This window comes from Micromonospora sp. KC721, assembly GCF_004348355.1.
Classification (GTDB): domain Bacteria; phylum Actinomycetota; class Actinomycetes; order Mycobacteriales; family Micromonosporaceae; genus Micromonospora.
In genome coordinates, this window is sequence record NZ_SMJY01000357.1 from 1 (window position 1) to 2,309 (window position 2,309).

Below are 2,309 nucleotides of genomic sequence, written 5' to 3' on the forward strand. Positions count from 1 at the left end.
GGGGTGGGCAGCCGGGGCACCGCCCATCCCGGCGGCAGGCCGGTGAGGTACGCGAACCCGGGCGCGAACCCGCAGAACGCCACCCGGAGGTCGATGTCCGCCAGCCGGGCCACGACCTGCGGCACCTCGACCGCCCAGTGTGCGGCGACGCGGGGCAGGTCCTCTCCGTCGTACACCACGGGCACCTCGACGGTGCGGTCGGCGGCCGTGGTGGGGGCCGGCCGCGGTGTCCAGCCGGCGATCCGGGCGGCGGTGGCGACGGGGTCGGGTACGCCGTCCAGGAGCACGGTCGCGGCGGCCGGGACGATCTCTACGGCGTGCAGTTCGCCGGCCTGGCGGCGGTGCCACAGCTCGGCACGCCAGGCCTCCACCTGGGCGGGGTCGGCGCAGTCCAGCAGCAGGGCGTGCCGGCCGACGGGTCGGATCCGCATGTGGCCATATTCCCCGATCGATGCGGCGTCCCGGGCCGGGGACGCTCGGGTCGGATGGTGACCAGTGGCACTACCCATAAGTAACCTACGGTGTCGTAACCTTTTTCTCGTGACCACCTCCGCACGTATCCGTCTCAAGCCGGTCGACATCGGCAAGCCCCGGATGCGCGGCTGGCTGCACACGTACGCGTTCTTCGTCGCGCTCGTCTGCGGCGTCGTGCTCTGCTCGATCGCAGCCCTCCGCCCCGGCTGGGCACCCCTGGTGAGCTGCCTGATCTACAGCCTGACCGTCTGCGGCCTCTTCGGCACCAGCGCTCTCTACCACCGTCGGGTGTGGTCGGAGCGGGGCTACCAGATCATGCGCCGGCTGGACCACTCGATGATCTTCGTGTTCATCGCCGGCACCTACACCCCGTTCTGCGCGCTGCTGCTGGACCGGGGGATGGCCACCCTCATGCTGAGCCTGGTCTGGGGCGGCGCGCTGGCCGGGGTCGGGCTGAAGGTGGTCTGGCCGCACGCGCCCCGCTGGGTGTCCGCCCCGCTCTACCTGGCGCTCGGCTGGGTCTCGGTCGCGATGCTGCCGGAGATCCTGCACGGGGGCGGGGTGACCGCCCTGGTGCTGCTCGCGGTCGGCGGAGCGATCTACAGCATCGGAGCGATCTTCTACGCGCTCCGCAGGCCGAACCCGTGGCCCGCCGTCTTCGGCCACCACGAGTTCTTCCACGCCTGCACGCTGGTCGCCGCCGTCTGCCACCACATCGCGATCTACTTCGCGCTCTTCGCCTGACCGCCCCGGCCGGGTCATCGACCTCCGGCGCCCTCAGCTCCGCCGCCGATTCAGCTCCCTCTGCGGCAGCTCCGTGTGCGGCAGGTGGCGGTGTCCCAGCTGGGACACCGCCACCTGCCGCACACGGAGTCGGTCTGGCGGGTCAGGCCGGGTAGCCCGGACGCCGAACCTCGCGGTACTCCTCCCGAACCACCCGGTCGTCCTGCACCGGAACGACCCGATCGGCCACGACCCGGTCCTGGCGCACCGGGGTCGCGACGACCGTGCGGCGGCGGTTCCAGAAGTGCAGGGTGATCAGCAGGCCGACCACGCCGGTGAGCATCAACACCCAGCCGACCACGTTGACGTTGAGCCATCCCAGATTGGCGTCGACGGCGAACGCGAAGATCGCACCGACGGCGATGAGGAAGATGCCGGCACCGATGCCCATGACGTCGCCTCCTTGGCTGTCCACTGGCGTTTTCCGCCCGCCGGGATCATTCGACGAGCTAGCGGCATCCATCGACTTACCCCGGCGGCACGATCGCCAATCAGGCAAGCTGGAACAATGACGGACAGCAGGGGCGGTACGCGGGCACTGGTGCTGCTCAGGCACGCCAAGGCCGAGAACTCGGGGGCCGTCCCGGACGTCGACCGCCGGCTGACCGCGCGCGGACATGCCGACGCCGCCGCCGCCGGCGCCTGGCTGGCCCGGCACGCACTCCTACCCGACGTGGTGCTCTGCTCGCCGGCCCGCCGCACCCGGCAGACCTGGCACGACGTGGCGCTGGGCATGACCGGGTCCCCGCCGGAGGGTGGGCCGGCGGGGACGACTCCGGTGGTGCGCTACGAGGCCACCGCGTACGAGGCGCGGCCGGAGGATCTGCTCGATCTGGTCCGCTCGGTGGACCCGGCCGCCGCCACGGTGCTGCTGGTGGCCCACAACCCGGGCATCTCGCTGCTCAGTGCCCTACTCGACCCGGAGCGGGCCGATCCGGACGGTTTGCGTACCACCGACCTGGTGGTACACCGCCCGGCCGTCCCGTGGTGCGAACTGGCTCCCGAGGCCGCCGAGATCGTCCACCGCCACACCGCCCGAAGCTGACCCACCC

General features: G+C 71.7%; 4 protein-coding genes. 2 read left to right on the forward strand and 2 right to left on the reverse strand.

Annotated features, from left to right (window positions below; genetic code table 11):
- Positions 1 to 431 (reverse strand): carboxyltransferase domain-containing protein (locus E1182_RS30230; protein ID WP_132271142.1); only part of this gene is annotated, 431 nt, incomplete at its 3' end.
- A gap of 109 nt (positions 432 to 540) precedes the next feature.
- Here E1182_RS30230 and E1182_RS30235 point away from each other — a divergent pair.
- Positions 541 to 1,218, forward strand: coding sequence for a hemolysin III family protein (locus E1182_RS30235; protein ID WP_132271143.1), 678 nt, complete (start codon positions 541 to 543; stop codon positions 1,216 to 1,218).
- A gap of 142 nt (positions 1,219 to 1,360) precedes the next feature.
- Here the strand turns inward: E1182_RS30235 and E1182_RS30240 are convergent, their stop codons facing one another.
- On the reverse strand, positions 1,361 to 1,648 hold the full coding sequence (locus tag E1182_RS30240; protein ID WP_132271144.1) for a DUF6458 family protein: 288 nt from the start codon (positions 1,646 to 1,648) through the stop codon (positions 1,361 to 1,363).
- Positions 1,649 to 1,765: 117 nt separating this feature from the next.
- Here E1182_RS30240 and E1182_RS30245 point away from each other — a divergent pair, with 117 nt between their 5' ends.
- Positions 1,766 to 2,302, forward strand: a complete 537-nt coding sequence (locus E1182_RS30245; protein ID WP_132271145.1) for a histidine phosphatase family protein — start codon at positions 1,766 to 1,768, stop codon at positions 2,300 to 2,302.
- Positions 2,303 to 2,309 lie beyond the last annotated feature (7 nt).